Annotated in this window: 18 protein-coding genes; 1 reads left to right on the top strand and 17 read right to left on the bottom strand. The window is 49.2% G+C overall.

Annotated elements, in window-relative coordinates; all coding sequences use genetic code 11:
- Window position 1: 1 nt before the first annotated feature.
- From I4W93_RS19750 to I4W93_RS19675, 16 genes are all read right to left on the bottom strand, one after another.
- Window positions 2–1,045 (bottom strand): rod shape-determining protein, encoded by a 1,044-nt coding sequence (locus I4W93_RS19750; protein WP_008219881.1) that lies wholly within the window; start codon window positions 1,043–1,045, stop codon window positions 2–4.
- A 217-nt stretch (window positions 1,046–1,262) separates the two neighbouring features.
- Complete coding sequence (locus I4W93_RS19745) at window positions 1,263–5,345, bottom strand: DUF6701 domain-containing protein (RefSeq protein ID WP_205313639.1); 4,083 nt, start codon at window positions 5,343–5,345, stop codon at window positions 1,263–1,265.
- The gene (locus I4W93_RS19740) at window positions 5,345–5,755 is read right to left on the bottom strand and encodes a type II secretory pathway component (protein ID WP_205313640.1); all 411 of its coding nucleotides are present in this window, start codon (window positions 5,753–5,755) and stop codon (window positions 5,345–5,347) included. Before I4W93_RS19740 ends, I4W93_RS19745 begins: the two co-directional genes overlap by 1 nt.
- Complete coding sequence (locus I4W93_RS19735) at window positions 5,745–6,530, bottom strand: PilW family protein (protein ID WP_205313641.1); 786 nt, start codon at window positions 6,528–6,530, stop codon at window positions 5,745–5,747. The genes I4W93_RS19740 and I4W93_RS19735 overlap by 11 nt, the downstream gene beginning before the upstream one ends.
- Complete coding sequence (locus tag I4W93_RS19730; protein WP_205313642.1) at window positions 6,530–7,039, bottom strand: type IV pilus modification PilV family protein; 510 nt, start codon at window positions 7,037–7,039, stop codon at window positions 6,530–6,532. Before I4W93_RS19730 ends, I4W93_RS19735 begins: the two co-directional genes overlap by 1 nt.
- On the bottom strand, window positions 7,033–7,479 hold the full coding sequence (locus I4W93_RS19725) for a prepilin-type N-terminal cleavage/methylation domain-containing protein (RefSeq protein WP_205313643.1): 447 nt from the start codon (window positions 7,477–7,479) through the stop codon (window positions 7,033–7,035). The genes I4W93_RS19730 and I4W93_RS19725 overlap by 7 nt, the downstream gene beginning before the upstream one ends.
- A gap of 15 nt (window positions 7,480–7,494) precedes the next feature.
- A complete protein-coding gene (locus I4W93_RS20465) occupies window positions 7,495–7,998 on the bottom strand; it encodes a prepilin-type N-terminal cleavage/methylation domain-containing protein (protein ID WP_205313644.1) in 504 nt (167 codons plus the stop codon).
- Window positions 7,999–8,018: 20 nt separating this feature from the next.
- Complete coding sequence (locus I4W93_RS20580) at window positions 8,019–8,579, bottom strand: prepilin-type N-terminal cleavage/methylation domain-containing protein (RefSeq protein ID WP_205313645.1); 561 nt, start codon at window positions 8,577–8,579, stop codon at window positions 8,019–8,021.
- Between the two features lie 84 nt (window positions 8,580–8,663).
- Window positions 8,664–9,893 carry a type II secretion system F family protein gene (locus I4W93_RS19710; protein ID WP_205313646.1) on the bottom strand — a complete coding sequence of 410 codons (1,230 nt, stop codon included), beginning with the start codon at window positions 9,891–9,893 and terminating at the stop codon, window positions 8,664–8,666.
- A gap of 5 nt (window positions 9,894–9,898) precedes the next feature.
- Window positions 9,899–11,629 carry a GspE/PulE family protein gene (locus I4W93_RS19705; RefSeq protein WP_205313647.1) on the bottom strand — a complete coding sequence of 577 codons (1,731 nt, stop codon included), beginning with the start codon at window positions 11,627–11,629 and terminating at the stop codon, window positions 9,899–9,901.
- Window positions 11,630–11,633: 4 nt separating this feature from the next.
- Window positions 11,634–12,776: a tetratricopeptide repeat protein gene (locus I4W93_RS19700; RefSeq protein WP_205313648.1), complete on the bottom strand. Its 1,143-nt coding sequence runs from the start codon at window positions 12,774–12,776 to the stop codon at window positions 11,634–11,636.
- Window positions 12,773–13,687: an ExeA family protein gene (locus I4W93_RS19695; RefSeq protein ID WP_205313654.1), complete on the bottom strand. Its 915-nt coding sequence runs from the start codon at window positions 13,685–13,687 to the stop codon at window positions 12,773–12,775. The genes I4W93_RS19700 and I4W93_RS19695 overlap by 4 nt, the downstream gene beginning before the upstream one ends.
- A gap of 5 nt (window positions 13,688–13,692) precedes the next feature.
- Window positions 13,693–15,357: a pilus (MSHA type) biogenesis protein MshL gene (mshL, locus tag I4W93_RS19690; RefSeq protein WP_205313649.1), complete on the bottom strand. Its 1,665-nt coding sequence runs from the start codon at window positions 15,355–15,357 to the stop codon at window positions 13,693–13,695.
- On the bottom strand, window positions 15,350–15,670 hold the full coding sequence (locus I4W93_RS19685) for a hypothetical protein (protein WP_205313650.1): 321 nt from the start codon (window positions 15,668–15,670) through the stop codon (window positions 15,350–15,352). Before I4W93_RS19685 ends, mshL begins: the two co-directional genes overlap by 8 nt.
- Window positions 15,648–16,298, bottom strand: a complete 651-nt coding sequence (locus I4W93_RS19680; protein WP_205313651.1) for a type II secretion system protein M — start codon at window positions 16,296–16,298, stop codon at window positions 15,648–15,650. Before I4W93_RS19680 ends, I4W93_RS19685 begins: the two co-directional genes overlap by 23 nt.
- On the bottom strand, window positions 16,295–17,797 hold the full coding sequence (locus I4W93_RS19675) for a type II secretion system protein GspL (RefSeq protein WP_205313652.1): 1,503 nt from the start codon (window positions 17,795–17,797) through the stop codon (window positions 16,295–16,297). Before I4W93_RS19675 ends, I4W93_RS19680 begins: the two co-directional genes overlap by 4 nt.
- A gap of 71 nt (window positions 17,798–17,868) precedes the next feature.
- On the opposite strand from I4W93_RS19675, the gene I4W93_RS19670 reads away from it, so the two are divergent.
- Complete coding sequence (locus I4W93_RS19670) at window positions 17,869–18,825, top strand: 1-aminocyclopropane-1-carboxylate deaminase/D-cysteine desulfhydrase (RefSeq protein ID WP_205313653.1); 957 nt, start codon at window positions 17,869–17,871, stop codon at window positions 18,823–18,825.
- Here the strand turns inward: I4W93_RS19670 and I4W93_RS19665 are convergent.
- Complete coding sequence (locus tag I4W93_RS19665) at window positions 18,779–20,224, bottom strand: EAL domain-containing protein (RefSeq protein ID WP_224673583.1); 1,446 nt, start codon at window positions 20,222–20,224, stop codon at window positions 18,779–18,781. The genes I4W93_RS19670 and I4W93_RS19665 overlap by 47 nt on opposite strands.
- Window positions 20,225–20,625: the final 401 nt, after the last annotated feature.

The raw sequence follows: 20,625 nt of genomic DNA, 5'->3' as shown, positions 1-20,625 counted from the left end.
GTTAGTCATAACTGAACACATCACCGCCATGCATATCGATCATTTCCAGTGCTTTACCACCACCACGAGCCACACAAGTTAAGGGATCATCGGCAACAACCACCGGAATGCCAGTTTCTTCCATCAATAACCGATCCAGATCGCGTAATAAGGCACCACCACCGGTTAATACCATACCACGTTCAGAAATATCTGATGCCAGCTCTGGTGGAGACTGTTCCAAGGCCACCATTACTGCACTGACGATACCGGCTAGCGGCTCTTGCAGCGCTTCTAAAATTTCGTTGCTGGTCATGGTAAAGCTGCGCGGCACACCTTCGGCCAGATTACGGCCACGTACTTCAATTTCCAGCACGTCATCACTGGGATAGGCTGAACCTATTTCGGTTTTAATGCGCTCGGCTGTGGCTTCACCAATTAAGATACCGTAGTTACGACGGATATAGTTGACGATAGCGTCATCAAATTTGTCGCCACCAATACGTACTGAGGAGGAATACACCACACCGTTTAACGAGATAATGGCCACTTCGGTAGTACCGCCACCAATATCCACTACCATAGAGCCGGTGGCTTCTGATACCGGTAAGCCGGCACCAATAGCGGCAGCCATTGGCTCGTCAATTAAATACACCTCGCGCGCGCCAGCACCTTGCGCAGACTCCCTAATGGCACGACGCTCTACTTGAGTCGAACCGCAAGGTACACACACCAACACGCGCGGGCTGGGACGTAAAAAGCTGTTGCTGTGCGCCTGGCGAATAAAATGCTGTAACATTTTTTCGGTGACATAGAAATCAGCGATCACGCCGTCTTTCATTGGCCGGATAGCTTTGATATTACCGGGCGTACGGCCCAGCATACGTTTAGCGGCGTGGCCAACTGCTGCCACACTTTTAGGCCCGCCAGCGCGCTCCTGCCGTATAGCCACTACAGAAGGCTCGTTCAGCACAATGCCCTGATCTTTAACATAAATTAGAGTATTTGCAGTACCCAGGTCGATAGATAAGTCGTTTGAAAAGAGGCCACGCAATTTATTAAACATGGAGAAACCGGATCCTTATAAACCTGACCAGCCAATGGCAGATCAGCACTACTGCGCACTAAGGTCGCAGCGATAGTCAATATAGCTTGAGTTATTCTATGTAACTCGCCAGCGTGTGAATAGCCTTATCTTACTTTTTTGTGCAATTAAGCCAAGAAATGTCAGAATTTACCTATTTGTTGTTGGATTAGCGCCATGCTGCTTCTCAGACCCCCAATCAACGAAACAGTTCACGCCAGGAAATCTGCCGTGGGTTGCCACGAAAGCGACCGAACACAAAATCGGCAGTAGGGTTTTCCATAACAACCGGGTTTCCTACAGGCTCCGTCATCCAATCGTATTGCAGCCAGGGGTGATCATTTAGTTGATACTCAATGTTACCTGCACCACGCAGATTAGGATTTGGTGCATTGAGCCATAGCTGGCTGGCACCGTTTATTATACTACTGCCTTGGACTAGGTTGGGTGATAACGGATTAGAATTTGCCGTGATAGTAGCACTACCACCATCTTCCGATACAAACGAAATAGGCACAACAATACGGCTGCTATTTAACGGGCTGCAGCTATCTGGTAAGTTGCGGACAAAAGCGTTGCCATTCCAGTATTCTGCCCGCAGCTGCAATGGCAGGTTTTCGCTCTCCGGGCCGAAGCTATTTTCAAGCATCAATCGGCCATAGCGCAAATCTAGCGGCTGCGCCAACGCCACCGCTGTGCAACTGGCACCGCATGCAGCGCCACCGGGCGTACTGGCGTCCATATCCAAACTAGCAAAGTTACGATTGTCCTGCTCGGTTAATACCTGCAGCCCCAATTGCAGCTGGGTATACGGCCCATCGATAGCACCGGACAATTGCCGGTTAAACGCCGCATTGGACTGGTTAACACTGTACACACCCGCATTCCAGCTGCCAGAACTAACAGCTAAACGCCCGCCAAGATTAACAGCCAAGTTGCTGGCGCTTAGATTTTCGGCTACCACGGCAAACTGCGCGGTATTGTTGTAACCTGCGGTGTAATTTTGTGTCAGCGTATTAGCCAGACTGCGAGCTTGCAATTGATACTTCAGTTCGATTGCTGGCTGTGACATATAACTAAACGTACCACAGCTATTCAGGCTATTACTGATTGCTAACGCAAAATGTTGCGGGTAGAAGCGGCCGATAGTACCGCTGGCCGGCTTAGCGATAACATCGCCAGCGCCAAGATAATTATTGCTGGTTAACTCAGCTCGCAGGCGCAGACTTCCTACTTCCTGCCAACTCAGATTGCTGACCTGCTGGCTGCCGCCGCTGGCTGCCAAGGCCAGATTAGTGCTACCCGGATTTAACACACCAGCGACACCGCCGGCCGGATACACCAGACTGTCAAACGCCAGATTAACCTGCTGACGCGGCGTTTCTTTACCAAAGTTTGGCGTCGCTGCGCCAGCGGCATTTCGCGCTTCAACGTTAGCCTTAAATAACTCCCCGGCGGCAACAAAACCAGCGCCAGCACTTGTTGTTGCCGGGTTAGCAGTGTCATTCTGACGACTCGCTGAGGTGACAGCCAAGGTATGCGGCTTCACGACGAATGCATTACTACTGCCGGTTAGGATAATGGCGGGGTCCGGTGCCTGCTCTGGCAACGTCAGGCTGGCATGCAGCATGAGCTGGCCCACATCGGTATAATTCAGATTTAGCGGCGCAGAGCCAGCGTTGTCAAACAGCAGATTAACCGATGTTCGGCTACTACTGGTACCGGCATTATTCGCCGCGATAGCCGTGCCATTAATACGCAATTGCTGGCCTGCTATACAGCTACCCGGGTTGTCACAACTAAACCCCAGCTGCACACTTTGCGTACCACTTACTCTGGCCTCACATGCGCCGGTAACGCTGTTTGTGCGCACGGCACGAAGCACAGCACTGACATTTTCAGCCGCTACGCTATTGGGCACTGCACTAGTGCCGTTGGCTGCCGTAACGGCCAAACCTGTATTGGTAAAATTGATCTGGCAATTGCTGTTATTCGTGCCTATCTTACATACGGTTTGGCTAAACGCCTTTCTGGCGGGTACCGTTTCAGTGACACCAATGCTACTAAGCCCCCCTGCCGTATTCCGCAAATAAGCAGTGCCCGTACCATTAATTAACTGCACCGGCTGCATTGCCCAGTTGCCGGAGGTCGCGCTTAAGGTGACGCTGACCGGGTTAGTAAATAAACTGCTGCAATCGGCGTTAAGGCAAGCTTTAAGCTGCACCGGAGCTGCCAAACAGCTAACGCTACTAGCTGAGTGCGTTAACTCAATATGGTCAATCTGCTGGCCAACGGCATTAGAACGCAGTGCACAAATACTCAGATTATCAAGCTCATGTATATTGGTAGAGCCACCGGTAGAGCCGGTAAAAGACAGAAAAAAGTTTTCCGGTACTGCTGCCTGCCCGGTTTGACCTTGCGCATTAAATGGCGCAATAAGCATAACAAAACCACTACCAGTATCACGTTCAACCGATACTTGTGTGGCACCCGCAATGCGGGAGTCGATAGTGAACCGGTAACGGTGTGGTGTATTTTCATTGCCGTCGACTGCCGGTGTAAGGCAGGCCGTGCCGGTATTGGAAGTACCATTGTTACAGCTGCCTCGTAGGTAACGGTAACCGGATGTGCCACTGCCTGAGCCGCGGACCGCGACAGCTTGCCGGCGTCTGCCTATGTTATAGCTCCCGCCTTCGTTGGAAAAATTACCGAATTCATCCAGACCAAATCCGAGCCAGCCGCCGGCAAAACCGGGCACACCCGGTTTAAAGCCGTAGCCCAGTGGCCCGCCAAACGAACCCGGCTGTGGCGTCACAGTGGCATCAGATAACACCACAGCCAACCCGTCGGCACCATTGCCGCCATAAGCACGATAGTCAAACTCTACCACCACCAAATTATTAGCTGCAGGATACAAGCGCTGAAACGTGGCCGATGTAGCCTGATTGGCTACCGCTTGAGTCATACGCAAGCGGCCATTTAACACTGTGGGTGTAAAGCTGCCACTGCTGCGTGCAACTACCCAGTTGTCAGACAAGCCACCGGCGCTAAAATCGTCGGCCAGGCACACACTGCAGCTGTCGGCGCGGCTACTTCCATCGAAACTGTTACCGGCCAACTGGTTTTGATATAGCAAGTTCACCTGAGCCGCCGTTAACGCCTGGTCAAACCAAAGTACTTCGTCAATATCGCCATGAAAGCTATCAGCCAGGCTGCCATTTGCCCGCCACCAGATTCCGATAGCGGCACGGGCTACCGACAAGTTAGTCGTGCTGGCGGCAACACAGTTAACCAGATTGTTGTTGCTATACAAACAGAGCTGACTACCGCTGCGCACCAGGGTTACCTGGATCCACACGTTGTTGGCAACTACCGCACTGGTACTACCACCGCTAAAAGCATGATAAACGCCTTTAAGGCCAGCTCGTATTTCATTACTGCCATTAATATACAGTTCAAGCTCAGTGTCAGAGCTGTTGCTGCTGGCAGAGAATAACTCCCGAAAACCGCTGCCACTGCTGTCTAGCCGAACCCACATGGCTAAGGAAAAATTACCAGCGCCGTTGGCCAGACTGGCGGGGATATTGATATAATCTGCAGCGGCAGAAAACGCCGCGGCCTGCAGCACCTGACCGTCCGCCTGTGCACCTACATTTACCGCAGAGGCCGGATAGCTACCGGTTAAATCTTCAATAACGCCCGAACTTGGGCCGCTGCATTGATCAAGAGGATAATGCGCTTTTAGTTCTAAGAATGCGTTCTGACAAACCGTACCACCATTAATATTGATTAGCTGTGCGCTTTGATAATTTACCGTGCCATTGTTGGCAATGGCGCCACGGGCCGTAACTGCGCCATTCACAGTGGCACCACTAGTAATACTGATAGCGCCACCCGCCAGAATAAAGCCATTAATAACCACATCTGACTGAATGGTCAGGCTTCCAGTAACAACAAGCATAAAGTTTTGCGCCAGGCCGCTGGCATTAAAACGAGAACCTGATTCAACCGTAAAATTGCCATCGATAATTAAACGTGCAGTGGCGCTACTTGAGCGGGCGATACGGTTTGCCCCACTGACAAAATTACCCGAATAATAGTAATCTATTGGCGAAAGATCTTCAGGGAAGGTCGCGTTTAGTGCTGCGGGTAATGTGATTGTGGCAGGAACACTGCTATTTGCTCTCACTGCCTGAGTCCAGATATCACTGCACACAACCGCCTGCACTGCAGCGGAGCACAGCAGCAAACACAGCCCGATAAGTTGTTGCCAGTGCCGCATTAACGCACCTCTATCTGTACTGTACGACGGGTTTGAAAACCGCCAGCGGTGCAATCAGCGCTGCTATTTAACTGAAAAATAGCCACGGCGTCTGCCGCTGCAGCGCTATAACGTATACAGCCGACTGTGGCGCTGCACCCTTGCAACGCCGGGCCAGTAAAAGTATAGCTGCCGGTTAACAACGCACAATTTGGTAGCACTGCCGGCACAGGAAAAAGTTCTGTTAATGCTATCTCCAGGCCGCTTTGCGCAGCAAGCAATGTTCGTGTGCCTTGTACTTCATATACCAGCGTTTCACTGCTGGAGATCAATAAACGTGACAGGCTAAGCGTTAATGCCAGCATCACCACTATAACAAATACCGCAATCACCAGCGCACTGCCACGCTGCTGTTTTTTATTAAGGCACATTGGGTAAGTGCACCTCGTAGTTAAAAAACATATCCGCTTCAGCGCCAGCAAATTGTAGAAACAGGTTTACCACGGCATTGCGGGTGAGCACCGCCGGTTGCAGCTCAAACTCAGCAGCACTTACACCCTCAGCCATTAACACGCCGCCAACGGGTGGCGCTGGCTGCACCCCGGCAGAGACATACCCGGCGTACCGGTAAATGGCCCCCGCCTGATAGCAATAACTGACTGGGTCACCACTAACGTAAAATCGTCGCTCTGGCGAGTGTGCAGGAAAACTGTAATTGCTTGCCAATGTGAGTGTAACAGTAGCTCCTGATGTGGAAGCTGCAGCAATAGCATCACGCTGGGCGCTATTTAACGCTAACTTGCGGGCTGAAGCGGCGTAATAATCTGCTGCCTGCTGCGGATACACTAACAGTGACGTGGTGGATGTCAGGCTACCCGGGCCAAAAAGTTGTAATTCCAACTCTGTCGAAGATTCAGGCGCCACGGGTATGCGGCTATATATACCACTGACCAGGAGCGGAGTAAATTCAATGCAGCTAACCAGTGGTGTTTCACTGATACGTACACTATTGGGTGCGGCGTTTCTAAGCTCGCGCACCAGGCGCTCTGCAACAAACCGGCTTTGCCCCAATACCTGCTCCCGCACTGCAACATCGGCATACATACGGCTGCCAATACCAATATAGCTGGTAACGCCCAACGCTATAATCGACAGCACCACCAAAGTGATAACCAACTCAATTAAGGTAAAGCCACGCGCAGGCATTACCAGTTGCCCCGTATGGCACTAAACTCAACCACTGCACCAGTCGGCGTAGTGACCGTGAGTAAAATACGTTTTGTCTGCAGACTGTCGGCCGTTACGCTGATGTGTAACTGAAAGCCACGGTAGACATCTTGCAGCCGGGTATCGCTGGCGCCAAAAATACTGTGAATGTCGTTACCGCTGGCAAAAAAATTATGGTAATCATCTACGTCATCAAACTCGCTGCGTTCGGACTCTTCAGGCCCCAGCACTACCGAGCATGGCGCCGCTCCCGCTTCGCCACAACGCAACAAACTGCCACTGCGGCTGCTGTTTTCATCAAAGGCTTTGGCCATAATTTCGTTCATCAGGCTTTGGCCCAACTCGGCCGCGCGCACCTGATGCCAGGGATCGGCACTTTTAATAAACAGCGGCCCCAGCACAGTGGTAATAATGCTTAAACTGATGGCCAGCACCACTATGCCGACGATCATTTCAATGAGTGTGAAACCACGCTGCAGGGCTAACATGGATGAATGTAGCCTTCGCTTTCAATACAGACGCTTAGTGTAGACGCGCCCAGCACATTAAGCGTACAAGCGCCGGCACTGCAGCTGGCCCGCCCAAAGTTGTCAAAGCGAATAGTGCCAACAGGTGACAATGCGACCGCATCGCGCGCAGCGATACACAGCGAGTTAGTCGTATCTGCATCGCTACAATTTGCCGAGCCGATAACTATGGCAGAAGAAGATACATTGACATCAGCTATGCTGCAGCCCAGCGTACATTGCATAGCCTGCATTTGCACCCGGCGTAACAGGTTTAGCGCCTGATCGCGGTATAAGTATTCAGATGTGCCCGAGCCATCAAAAAAACGGGGTACTAAGCTTACCGCCAGCACCCCGATTAACACCAGCACCACGATAAGCTCAACTAACGTAAAACCTGAGGCCCGGCGCTGTGATTTCATAACAAGCTACAACTATCAGCAACCTGTGCTAACGACAGTAATAACCGGTTTAGTCACTACAACTGGCGTACCCGCACCCGTTGCAGGTTTATACAGTACATGGCAGGTTAATGCGGCCAGATCTGCAGCAAGGGTGCCCTCAGTAGCAATAACAACATCACCAACTGCGCTACCTGCCGGTTCGCCAGCGGTAGCGACAGGCAGAATAGCCCACTCTGCCGATGACAACTCTGCGGCGGCTTGTATTGCTGCAGCAGTACCTGCCGGGTAACCATAAACGATAGCAATAGCTGGATCTGTTAGCGTTTCGGTAGCTGCAGTATGCTTACCGGCAATAATGGCTTTGCCATACACTAATGCACCAGCGGACTCCAGTGCACCGCGCACACCACTTAGCGTAGAGGCTTTGGCATCGCCGGAAAAGTTTAAAAACTTCGGCGCCGCCGTTACTGCCAAAATACCCAAAATAACGATAACAATGATTAATTCAATTAATGTAAAACCTTGATTACGCTTCATTACAACCCACCTTTAATTTATTACCGGTTTAAAAATACACTAACGTTACCATTTGCCGGACTGTAGGTAAAACCGTTAGTCGCCAATAGACCCGCAGCGGGCGCAGCCGTTAAACCTGCAGTTTGATGATACTCACAAAGATTATTCGCAAAGCGAACAAACAAGCTATTCGAAGTGGCAAAAGTGGTTGAGGCACTAGGCGGATTTTGTAAAATGAGCTGCAGCACATCAACACAGGCGTCGGCATCTACCGAAGCCAGGGTAGTATCTGTGGAGTTTGCGCCAGTCGGGTAGCCGCGCGGAATCGCGTTAATATCACCATTTACACCCACTTGTATTCCATCGATAGTAACAAAAGTACCCGTGGCGGTGTTGTTACCGGTAGGACGACCATTCACTTCCCATTGCGCTCTTACTAAACCTACGGCAGCAGCAAAACCACCGGCGACACCTTCTACGGCGACATCTTCAGCTTGCTCTGTAATATCCAGAAAGCGTGGCAGCGCTGTCGCGGCCAGTAAGCCTAAAATGATCACCACTATAATTAATTCAATTAACGTAAAACCACTTTGCTTCTTCATACTTGCGTCTCCAAGTTGCTTGTTATTGTTAGTATATCGCTAAAAACTGTAATTACACCCTAATGTTGACAGCTGCGCTAAATTTTAACCGCTACTGCCTTTATACGCATTTAACATATCCCACATCGGCGTAAAAATACCCAATGCCAGAATTAACACCATTACCGCCACGATAGCAATTAAAATAGGTTCTATCTTTGCTGTCAGGCTTTTTAAATCAAACGCGACTTCACGCTCGTAAAAGCCGGCTACTTCAGCCAGCATGTCGTCCATGGCACCGGTTTCTTCACCTACGGCTATCATTTGTAATACCAACGGGGTAAACATCTGGCTTTGCTGGCTCACTCTGAGCAAGCTTTCACCACGCTCGATATTGCGCCGCATGTCACGAATTTTTTCTCCCAGGTATTCGTTATCTACCGCATCAGACACTAACGTCAATGCGCTGGTCATGGGTACGCCGGCTTTTAACATCATGCCAAAACTGCGGGCAAACCGCCCCAATGTGGCGCGGTAAATAACACTACCGATAATAGGAAAACGCAGTTTCCAGCGTCCCCAGGCTACCCGACCGTCTTCGGTAGTAATATAACGACGTAGCGCTACTGTGCTACCTACCATAACAATCAGGATCAGCGGCCAATAGGCAACAAAAAACTCCGAACTGCTTAATAACGCTTTGGTCGACCAGGGCAGCTCGGTATTAAAACGGGCAAACATGGCGGCGAATTGCGGTATTACCGCCAGGTTTAAAATAAACAGTGCCACCACCAGAGTTAACATGACAAAAATTGGGTATCGGGTGGCCTGCTTAATTTGCTTGCGCGTTTCCAGTTCCTGTTCAAAATAATAGGTCAGTTGCAAAAAGGCTTCGTCCAACCTTCCGGTGTTTTCACCCACATGCACCAGGCTAACCATAAGGCGACTAAACACCTTAGGGTGCTCGGCTAGGGCTACCGATAACGTGCGGCCATTCTGCAACTGCTCTACCAGCTCGGTTAGAACCTGCTGTAATTTTTTTGAACTGGTACTTTGCGACAAGCCCTCGATAGCCCGGACAATAGGAATGCCCGCTTTCATTAATGAATACATTTGCCGCGACAGCATAATTAAATCAGTCAGTGACACCTTGGCTTGCCAAAACTCAAGCTGTGCTAGCCCTGCTTTTGCCGGCTCGGCCTGGCGCAGTATGGTAAGCGGCAGATAACTGCGCCGCCGCAGCAGATCGGCCGCAGCACTCTCGTTGCCCGCCTCAACCTGGCCAGTCACAGCTTTGCCTTTGCTGTCCCGGGCGGTATAAACAAAGCTTGCCATTGTACTTAGCCCTCAGACGGCGTAGAGCCGCTTTCCGTATCGAGATATTCTGACACCCGGATCACTTCAGTAAGGCTGGTAATGCCCTGCTGGGCATAATTAAGCGCCATAGTACCCAAGCTGGTAAAACCGTCACTGCTATGTGCCAAATTAGCAAAACTTGCAGTATCGTTGCGTCGCAATGCATCGGCCAAGGGTTTGGTGATCAGCAACAGTTCAAACACACCCAGCCGGCCTTTATAACCACTTTGATTGCAGGATTGACAGCCACTAGCATGCCAGTATGTTGCCGACGTATTAGCTTTGTTATGTTGTAACCAGCTGCTTTCCAGCTCGTCTGGTTGATAAGGTTGTTTGCAATAGTCACATAAGCGGCGAATCAGACGCTGGGCAATAATAGCCCGCAAAGCAGATGCAACCAAATATGGCGCGGCGCCCATATCAATCAACCGCAGTGTACTGGTAACGGCATCATTCGTATGCAGCGTTGATAACACCAAATGGCCGGTTAATGCACCACGCAAGCCCATCTCGGCGGTTTCCTGATCGCGCATTTCCCCCACCATAATGATGTCGGGGTCCTGGCGTAAGGTTGTGCGCAATACATTGCTAAAACTTAAACCAATTTTATGATTCACCTGCACCTGATTAACCCGTGGCAGCCGATATTCTACCGGGTCTTCTACGGTAATAATTTTACAGCCCGCCTGGTTTAGCTCACTGAGTAATCCATAAAGTGTTGTCGTTTTGCCCGAGCCAGTGGGGCCGGTTACCAGTATCATACCGTGTGGGCTTTGAATAATACGCCTTAGCCGCGTAAGCAAGTGCGCTGGCATACCGGTTTCTTCCAGATGCAACAAACCCGCAGACTGGTCCAATAAACGCATAACCACTGATTCACCATATTGAACCGGCATGGTCGACATCCGCACGTCGATCTGGTGCTGTTTCACATTGATCTGAAAGCGGCCATCCTGTGGCAGCCTCTTTTCCGAAATATCCAGATTTGCCATTAGCTTAAGCCGTAAAACCAAAGCCGACGCGATACTTACTTCATTTAAAATACTTTCCTGTAGCACGCCATCTATCCGTTGGCGAATGCGCAACACTTTTTCATCTGGCTCAATATGGATATCGGATGCTTTAACCTGGACCGCATCCTCAAAAATAGACTGTAATAGCTTAACGATGGTGTTATCAGCATCAGCTTGCTCATCCAGCACATTCAAGTCTAAGCCATTGTCAGCACCATGCTCGGCCTTTAACTGGGTAGCAAAGCTTTCAATATCCTTGGTGCGCCGGTATAGCGTGTCAAAGGCATCAATTAGCTGGCTTTCACGTACTACCGCCATTTCCATCTGTTTTGGTGCCAACAACATGGCAATTTGATCCAGCGCCGCCAGATCAGCCGGGTCGCTCATACCCAGCAGCACAACGTTACCTCGGTCCTCGAGCACCAGCGCGCGGAAACGCCGCGCCTGCACCTCTGGCAGTAATTGCACGGCTTTGGGATCAATTTGTTTCTGGGCAATATCTAAAAAAGGGACATTTAGCTGTTGTGCTAAAAATTGTAGCAACTGCACTTCACTGAGAAATTTCAACTCAATTAGCGTAGCGCCCAATTTGCGGCCGCTTTGCTGTTGTTGCGCTAGTGCTTGTTGCAGTTGCTGCTCAGAGATAATGTTCTCGTGCACCAGCAGGTCGCCCAAACGCATTTTTAAACGAGGTCTTTGCATGGTTTTACTCAGTGGCCGCTAATCGTTGATGAATGTAACTGGTGCTTTGCTGCGATAAGTTGTCACCCCATTGCAAAGCATTGCGATAATATTGCTTGGCATCTGCCTGGCGTGCCAAAGCATCAAGCGAAATGGCTGCGCCCAGCCACCACTTAGCCTGCTGCGGCTGCAGCTGGCTAAGCCGGTCAAACCACAACAGCGCTTGTTGGTGCTGCGCCATTTGCTGTAAGGCGGTGGCCTTAAGACCATAGTATTGCGGATACTGTGCCAGCGCATACTGTGCGGATAACAATTCGTCGACCTGCTGCCATTGCTGTCGGCTAGCCGCGGCTTGGGCCAGCAGCAACTGAATATCTGCGTTTTCTATACCTTGCGTGCGAGCTTGCTGCAATATCAGCTCGGCCTGCTGTCGGTTACCCAATTGTAACCACAGACGAGCCTGCGCCAAATATGACTGCGCTTGTTGCGGTAGCATCTGTTGTAACTGTTGCCAGAAATTCACAGCCTGCAACCATTGCCCGGCTTCTGTGGCAGTTAATGCTTGTTGACGCAATATTGCTGCGCGTTGTTCGTTACCTGGAGCACTAGGCGTAATGCTTAACTGTGCAACTGGCGGCGCTGTTGCTATGCTGGTTTCAGCAGCGGGCGAAACAGCTTGTGATATGGATGCGGGCTTGTCGGCTTGCTGCTCGATTGCCTGCAGGTCTGTTGCTGAGCTATTAGATTGCGTAGCCGATGACATAACCTCTGGCTCGGCAATTATTGTTGTGGTTGCTGCTCTGGTCTTAACGGTATTGGTATTAGTTGCAGCAGTAACAACTGCTTCGACCACGGAGCGGTCTGATACACGCTGTTGCTCTAACAGTTTGTCCGTTGTTATTGTTACGGTGTCGTTAGAAATGGCCGGTTGTGCTGTGGCTTGCACCGCCATTGGCTTGCTCTGCAACGACAACGTGTTTGGCACTGGTGCGCTGGTCGGATTACGATTTAACACTGCATAAATGGCAAACATGGCCAGCAGCAACGTCGAGCACAATAATATGGTGAGCCACAGAGGCTGACGCTGCTGGCGGATAATATCCATATTGCCATGTTCAATACTGCGGCGTTGCTCTAAATCGCGCAGCATTTTGTTTATTACACTCATCCGCCTCCTACCGCAGCTAATAGCCCACTTTGCCATACCATCACGACACCAACCAGCAGCATTAGCATACCGCTAACAGCAAGCCAACGGGCCGCAACGATGGTAGTAACATCTTCAGTGTCCATAGCCGCAAGACGCACATGCTGAAAACCCGCACGGGCTTTACCCTCTCCAAACGCTAGCAGCAATGCTTTGTGCGCCAGTATATTTACCAGCCTTGGGATCCCTCTGCTGTAACGGGCAATACTGAATAAAGCAAGCCGACTAAACAGCATGCCGTCGGCACTGGCTTGTTGCAACCGGCGCTGAACATAGGCGCGAACCTGAGGCTGGCTCATTAGCGCTAAATTACTGGCAAAGGTGATGCGTTGACGCAATTGCCGAAAACGATAAGCAGCCAAGCGCTTATTTAATTCTGGCTGCGCAAATAACACCACCTGCAGCAATTTACGCTGCTCGGTTTCCAGGTTGGTAAGCAGCCGCAGCGCTTCGAGGGTATCGTCCGGTAACGCCTGGGCTTCATCTATCAACACTATGGCTTTTTTACCTTGTGCCGCCAAAAGCACTAGCTGTCGTTGTAACAACTGCAATAACTGTGGCGGTTCTATATTGGCGGAATGTTTCAGGCCTAGTTCAAGTGCCAGAGCCCAACGCAATTCCAGTGGTGTAAGACAAGGGTCGGGAACATAAGCTAATTGCCAGTCTGCCGGTGCTTGTTGCAATAATTTACGACATAGCAAAGTTTTGCCACTTCCAACCTCACCGCAGACTTTAATAAAGCCCTCTCCGGCATTAAGTGCGGTTTGCAGCATGGCTAATACATCCTGGTGCTGTTCCAGCGCAACAAAAAATGCGGTATCCGGCGTTAAGCCAAACGGCATCTTGCTGAGCTGAAAATGCTGCAAGTACATGGTATTTACTGATCCCAACCTGACAACAAGCGAGACGACTGCTGCAGTTGCTGCGACCATACCCCTTCACCTACCACTGTCGGTTTAAGCAAGATGACCAACTCCTTTTTTTTGTCTACTTTGTTGATGCTGGTAAACAGCTTACCAATGAGCGGGATAGAGCCCAGCACGGGGGTACGTGATTCATTGTCGCTGGTTACTGTTTGCATTAAGCCACCAATGACAACAATTTCACCGCTACGGGCCCGAATAATAGTGTCTGACTCGCGGATATTGCTTTGTGCTAATGGCAACACAATTTGCTCATTGCTAAAACGGATAGTTTTATTTTGCTCGGACGTTTCCGTCACTGAGGGATGAACATGCAAAATCACGCTACCATTTTGATCAATCTGTGGCGTAACATCCAGCGCGATACCCGAGAAAAACGGTTGTAATGAAATATTTGGCGTACTGGTGGTGGCGCCGGCTCCTATGGTGGTGTCACTACTGACGTTGGTAACAAAGTACTCATCCTGGCCTACTTTTATTACCGCTTTTTGATTATTCATTGCAGTAACACGCGGGCTGGATAGCACCTGCGCATTGCCTTGCGTTTCCAGCAAGTTAATAACACCGTTAAAATCAGCGTTGTTAAAAGAGATAGCAGTTACGCCACCTAGTGACGAACTTATTGCGTTGCCGGCAACGGCACCGCTGGTGCTAAAATTAAAACCGGTGTTTCGCAGGTTCATAATGGCGTTTTGCCAGTTTATACCTTGCTGATACTCATCATTTAATGTGACTTCTATAATCTTCGCTTCCAGCACTACCTGGCGCTGCAAGTGTTGCTCTGACTGGCCCAGATAGGCCTTAACTGCAGCTATTTCTTCTGGCATACCACGCACCGTCACTAAACCTGCTTGTGGTGTCACCACCACAATACGTTCTGCTCCACCACCTAATACTGCGCTAACCGCTTTTTCCAGATCTTTCCAGAAGTCGGTTTTGCTTTCACTTTGAATGGTGCTGCCATTGAATTGCTGCTGTCCAGACTGTTGGCCATTTTGATTAGCCTGATTACCAAAACCACTATTACCCTGATTGTTGCTATTCTGGTTGTTCTGGTTGTTCTGGTTGTTCTGGCTGTTTTGATTGTCTTGTGACACACCGCCTGAGTTAACAGCAATAGAAGAAAAACCTTGTCGCTGCAACATCAGGTAGTTCACCGCGATACTTTCTGTGCGCAAACCTGCCGGATAGACTTTGTATACCAAGCCATGTTGGCGAATATCAAAACCATATAGCTGCTGCACGATTGCCATGGTTTCAGGTACTGTAACCTGCTTAAGCTGCAAGCTTATGTCACCACTTACAGTAGGATGCATCACCACGCTATAAGGTGTGTCAGCAACTAAGGACTGAAAAAAATCATTTAAGCCGGCCTTGGTCGCCGCCACATCAAAACGCGGCAATTCTGGCTGCGCCGGGATATAACTACCCGCCAATAGATCTTGTGTTACGGCGGCCGGTACCGCAGCCGTTGCCGGTACTAGCTCAGCAGCTTGTGCGGCTTGTTGCAGTTCGCGCTGTGCGCCCTGGCCTATTTCACTGGGTTGAAAAGCCTGGCACGCCGAAAGCAAAAGGGCGCCACAGCCGCCTAACATTTTATGTAATGGCTTGTTATTCATATAGTTTGATCGCCGTATTAACTAACTGCAAAATTTTACGTTCACCGTTTAACTCTAGCACTACCTGGTCAGCTGTAATGCTAAGTACATTGTATTGATTCAATTTATCGCCACGGCGTAATTGCCGGCCATTTATAACAGCAACATTGCCAGCGCCACTGGTCCTTATAATCTGTAGCTGCAACGATTCAGCCTGCAACGCTGATACAGCCGAGTCACTTGACGAAGCCCCTTGCCAGGACGGCGCTGGTTTAGTCGGATCAGCTAAAACAGCCAAGCTGAAAAGCATACTAAAGCCGAATAAAATCTTCATATTCACTCACTGTGATTAGTGTTAACGCCAGCTCAGCCGTTGGATAGCTAATAACCTTATATTGCAGCTCAGCCCAATTCAGTAACCAGGGCATTTTCTCCATCTTCTGCACTACCTGCAGCAGGTCAGCATAGCTGCCACTAATCACCAGGGTCGTGTTATGTTGATATAGTACGGCCGGCTCACTTTCTTGTTGTCCCGGCAAACGAATGGCGTCTGGAGGAGACGTCAGCAAACTTTTTACTTGTACACTCTGGCTATTCTGCAAGATGTTTCGCAGCAGAGATACCATTTGCTCTGCACCAATAAAATGGCTGGCGCTTTGCTTTATGCTGTCGTTCAGCCGCTGCTGTGCTAAGTCCAATGCAAGGATCCCGTCACGGTAATCCTGATTTACATCGCTCGCCAGCTGCTGCCGAAACAACTCCGCTTGTTGCATGGCGTCTTGCAACTGCTGAGTGGCACGAACTTGCTGCGTTTTTGCCAGCTGCAATTTTTGATATGCAGGCTCCAAAAAATAAATAACACTGAGGTATAGCACCAAAGCCAAACTACCAAAAAATACTAACGATTTTTCGCGCGGCTTAAGCTGAGCAAACTTCAGCGCTTGCTGCTGCCACAAGCTCATGGCGTATCTCCTTGTTGGGCTATCAGCTCAAAACCCACGGCAGTTTCGCCTTCAACCTGTGTCAAGCTAACCTGGCTAAATCGTTGACCACGGAAATAGCCTAACTGTCGCAAACTTTCTAACCACAGCGTAACACTAGCGGGCTTTAATGTGATGCCGGAGAAACTGCTATGTTGTTGGCGAAGTGCAAAATTTTGCAGCCAAAGATCGTCAATATCTATCTGCTGCAAATGCTGCAATACCGGACTATACACTTGGCTTGCTTGTTGCTGTTGCACTGACAAATAATCCAACAACTGTTGTTTATGTGCGACAGCACGTTCGGCCTGCTGATACTGCCGAATCAAACCATCATCTGCTTTCCGTTGGGATAATGCTTGTTGATATAAGGTGATTTGCTCTAGCTGTTGTGTCAAATTCAGTTGGGTATTGGCTAATGCTGTTGCTGCCTGACTATGCTGCTGCAACAATAACAAGCCACTAACTGCTACCACAGCCACTAGCGATGTTAGTGCCACGGCCAAACGCTGTAAGCTCAGCCGCTCCCGCACCGGATGTAGTAGCGGTTGATATAAATTAACGTGCTGTTTCAGCTTACCTGCGGCAATAGCATTCTCAACAGCTATAACCGGACAACGTAGCAACAACTCTTCATAGTCTGCTACCGGTGCACCAGCATATGGTGTTAAAGGCTCGGTTCGGGTAAAGCCATTTTGGCGAAACAGCTGACACATCAAGTCGGTATTAGCCATCATTAATCTGATGTCACGCACCGGTGGCTGTTTCAGCTGACTTTCAAAATAATCCATCGAACGTTGTAGCTCAAGCAAGAGCCGATCTAGCATGCCTTCACGTAATTCAGTTTCAGAACTCAGATTGATGCGACTAAAACCGCGAGTCCTGCGGGAAAAATACAATAAGCCGTCACGGACGATCTGGATAAGTACTTCCTGATCTTGCTGATGCGCAACCAACATCGTTGCTTGCTCTGCTTTAGGCAGCAATCGCGGTAGTAACCACTCATCCGGAACTATAGTGCTAACTTGCAGCCCTGCAGCGTCAACCAGTGCGACTACCTGCTGCAACCAACTTAAACTCGCAACTACAACACTAATCTTTGTTTGCTGCGAGTTACCACCAGGCAAGTCAATGTAATCTAGCAACATATCCTCAGGCGGCACAGTGACAAGCTCTTTTACCTGCCAAGGTAATGCCTGCAGCATTTCATCTGCTGCCACTGCGGGTTTGTCTAGCTGGACCAACTGGTAATGTTCGGCGGATAACACCAAGTGCAGCATGCTGCTACCCGGTATATCACGTATAGCTGCGCGCAGATTCTCCTGAACGCTAGCGGCATTATCGTCAAATATTTGGTTTTGTATGACTTCGCCATTGCGTAACACAAGCAACTTTATCGTTTGCTGTGCCAGGTGAATAACCGCTGCTATCTCAGACGATTCAGATTTTCTGCCAAGGTGTTGTGTTATTTTTCTCAGCATAGCGATGCCAATTACTCCTTATGTAAAGCTATACTAGCGACATTTCTATTCGCTGTCATTTGCATACTGTTATGCTGTCTAGTACAAATTCCACATTAACGATTTCTGGTCGTTGGCAAAAAATTCGACATCCGTTATTACTGCAGCATCAGCAAGAGCTGTGGGTATTTCATCTAGACACTACGTTACCACAGCTATCGGGTAATAAATGGTTGAAATTAAAATACCATATTATACTAGCGCAAAAAATGCAGAAGAGCGGCATAGCTACCTTTGGCGGTGCCTTTTCCAATCATCTAGCCGCTGTTGCAGCCATGTGTAAACATCACAATATGCAAAGCTTGGCTTTTTTGCGTGCCGATAACCTTGATTTAGATAATCCTACCTTGGCGCTTTGCAAACAGCAGGGCATGGATTTTACGTTACTCGACCGACAACAATACCGACAACGGGCCGAAGTTGAGTTCATACAACACATTCAGCAACAGTATCCTTCAATGCTGTTAGTGCCTGAAGGCGGCTCATCGATAGAGGGTGTTAGAGGTGTAACAGAACTGGACCTGCTAAATACACCCGCTGGTCCGGCAAATGTTATTATTAGTCCATCCGCCAGCGGGGGAACCGTTGCCGGAATAATAAACGCAACGAAAGACGTAACTCGTGTACTGGCCATAGCAGTAGTCAAAGATGACTCGTTAAAACAGCGTATCACGTCGCTGTTGCATCACAACCACAATCATAACTGGCAGCTTATCACGGGATACTGCGGTGCGGGCTATGCAAGGTTCGACGAGCCCTTACTGCAGTTTTGTCGTCAGATGGCAAAGCAACAGTTGTATTTGGAACCGATCTACAGCGGTAAAGCGCTAGCAGCACTATTTAGCCTTATTGCTGCAGGCCAGATACCGCGAAGAGCTAGACTCAGCTTTTTTCACACCGGTGGCTTACAAGGTCTCGCCGGGTTACATTATCGTGGCCTAATTACAGCAGCTGATTATGCGTTATTATCTGGTTTAGAGGCTTACTAAAATGAAAACCCTGCCCGCCAGCAATACCCAATTTTTGTAGCACCTGCCATTCTGCTGCCAGCTCGATACCTGTTGCCAAAACCCGGATACTTTTACCAGCAAAAGTGGCAATGAGACCTCGCACAAATAACTGCTGCTCCAAATGCTGATCGATATTGCGTACTACTGAAGGATGTAGCTTTACTGACTCCAGTGGCAAGTCATCAATATATAACGCATTGTCTATTGCCAGACCAACCTGGTCGACGATCAGCGTAAAACCAAGCTTATGCAATTTTAACAGGCCCCGGCGCAGTTGCTTGTAATGCTTCAAAAGATGATGCTCACTAATTTCAATAGCCAGTTGTTTAGGCTCAAGCTGGCCTGACAATATGCTATGCTCTAACCACTGCCACCATTGCGGTTCCAGCAGCGATTGCACACTAATATTAACACTGCACCGGTTGTAGTTGCCAACATCCGCTGCACAAATTTTGGCCGCTTTAATCAACACATGTTGGTCAATTTGGCTAGTCAAACCACAATTGTAAGCCATGGGTAAGAATACCGCAGCGGGGACCTGGACATCATCGCTACTTTGCAGCCGCACCAATACCTCATGCTGCAATATTTCTTGGTCATGCCAAGAGAATACAGGCTGAAAACCAAGTACAAATCTTTGTTCTTGAAGAGCTTTGTTCAATTCAGAGCGCCACCACACAGAGCCCTTTACTTCAGGCTTGTCTTCATTTTGTACAAAACCAAAAGCGGCATTCGGACCATGAAGCTGAGCTGTTTTCAGCGCCATATCCGCCTCAGAAAGTATTTGATAAGAAGTCTGCTCTCGTTGATAAGCAGCGTAGCCGATATGCAATATATCTTGTTCCGCACAGCCTGCAAAGCAACTAGCCCGACTCAGTAATACCGCCATCCTATCACCGAGCTTCTCCATATCTTTAGGGCTGATACCGGCTACTAATAAGACCAAATCAGTATCGGATAAACGGGCAATTACCGTATCGGCATAACCCGCAGCAATGCCATGCAATACATCAATGCAACCTTTGAGCTGGCTAACCTGTTGCATCCCAGATTGGGTTTTATCTTGGTAATACAACTGAATAATATAGATCGCGCCAAAACTAGCTTCAGATTGATCACTAAGATAATGCTGTAGTTTACTTTCAAAAAAAACCCGGTTACCTACAGCTAACTCATGATCCACTAATCCCTGCACCCTTACCAGATGTCTGACTTCCAGTTCGCGTTTCAATAACTGATCTACTTGTGCTGCTATTTGGCTAACAACATCTATTGTCTCAGCTTTTTGCCACTTAGTTAATTCAAGTTTGCTTGCTACAGCAGAAACGGCCGACTCAAGTTGTTGTCTGGATACAGACTGTAACCTAGCATCCTTCATACTTAGCCACAGTCCAATAACAACCGCCAGTATTAATACAACATTGATTGGTAAGTAAAGTTGAAGCAGGAATGACTGGGAGGCCAGTAGTAACAAAGTAATATTTAGTAGCGCAATGAAAAGGGAAAAACATAACCCCAAAACAGCAAAATTGGCAATTCGAATGGGATGAGCCAATGGCAACTCCTTTTGTACTTAGCTCCAAGACCTAAAGCTTAGCAGTTGTGTAAGATTTTAATATAAAAAGTTGCTAACGAAGCGCAAAGCAAAAAGCCCGACTCTTTCGAGACGGGCTTGTTTGCTTAATGAGGAGCCTGCGGGGCTGGCCTTCCAGCGGTGAACTACATTGCTCGGCGCATCGTGCGCCTCATCTCTACGGGACCAGCCTGCGGCTGTCCAAA

It is taken from the genome of Rheinheimera maricola (assembly GCF_016918075.2).
Taxonomy (GTDB): Bacteria; Pseudomonadota; Gammaproteobacteria; order Enterobacterales; family Alteromonadaceae; genus Alishewanella; species Alishewanella maricola_A.
Note: the sequence above shows the minus strand (reverse complement) of the source record. Positions and strands in the feature narration are given on the sequence as shown.